This is a genomic window from Mycetohabitans sp. B2 (genome assembly GCF_021733735.1).
GTDB classification, from domain to species: Bacteria; Pseudomonadota; Gammaproteobacteria; order Burkholderiales; family Burkholderiaceae; genus Mycetohabitans; species Mycetohabitans rhizoxinica.
Genome location: NZ_JAHKSP010000146.1, coordinates 1 through 1,132, shown reverse-complemented (window position 1 = coordinate 1,132; position 1,132 = coordinate 1). Strand labels below are relative to the sequence as shown.

1 protein-coding gene is annotated in these 1,132 nt (G+C 66.0%); it reads left to right on the top strand.

The window, feature by feature from the left end; all coding sequences use genetic code 11:
• On the top strand, window positions 1–1,132 hold a 1,132-nt coding region (dxs, locus tag KPG66_RS17145), incomplete at both ends, for a 1-deoxy-D-xylulose-5-phosphate synthase (protein WP_237071647.1).

Sequence of the window (1,132 nt, the reverse complement as noted above, 5' to 3'; positions counted from 1 at the left end):
TCCTGAACGACAACGACATGTCGATTTCGCCGCCGGTTGGCGCACTGAACCGGTACCTTGCGCGGCTAATGTCGGGCAAGTTCTATGCGACCGCGAAAAAAGGCGTCGAGCGGGTGCTGCGCCACGCACCGCCGATGCTGGAGCTTGCGCGTAAGCTTGAGGAGCATGCGAAGGGCATGGTCACGCCGGCGACGCTGTTTGAGGAATTTGGCTTCAACTACATCGGCCCGATTGATGGGCATGACCTCGATGCGCTGATCCCAACGCTGCAGAACATCCGCGGCTTGCGTGGTCCGCAGTTCCTGCACGTGGTGACGAAGAAGGGCCAGGGCTACAAGCTGGCCGAGGCCGATCCGGTGCTGTACCATGGCCCGGGCAAGTTCAATCCGGCTGAAGGCATCAAGCCGGCTGCGTCGTCGAAGAAGACGTACACGCAGGTCTTCGGCGAATGGCTGTGCGATGCGGCGGAATTGGACCCGCGGGTGGTGGGCATCACGCCGGCGATGCGCGAGGGCTCGGGGCTGGTCGAGTTCGAGCAGCGCTTCCCGCAACGCTATTTCGACGTGGGCATTGCCGAGCAGCACGCGGTGACCTTTGCCGGCGGGCTGGCGGCCGAAGGGTTGAAGCCGGTGGTGGCGATCTACTCGACGTTCCTGCAACGAGGCTACGACCAGTTGATCCACGATGTGGCACTGCAGAACCTGCCGGTGGTGTTCGCGCTGGATCGCGCGGGGTTGGTGGGCGCGGACGGGGCCACGCATGCGGGTGCCTACGACATGGCGTACCTGCGCTGCATCCCGAACATGGTGGTGATGGCGCCGGCCGACGAGAACGAGTGCCGGCAGATGCTGCACACGGGATTGCAGATTGACGGGCCGAGCGCGGTGCGCTATCCGCGAGGCACGGGTCCTGGGGTGGCCACGCACAAGCGGCTGAGCGCGGTGCCGGTGGGTAAGGGGGAGATCCGGCGGCAGTCGCAGGCGCCGGCTGGCCACCGGGTGGCGATTCTGGCGTTCGGCTCGATGCTGGCGCCGAGCCTGACGGCGGCGCAGGAGTTTGACGCGACGGTGGCGAACATGCGCTTCGTGAAGCCGCTGGACGAGGCGCTCGTGCGGCAGCTCGCCGACACGCA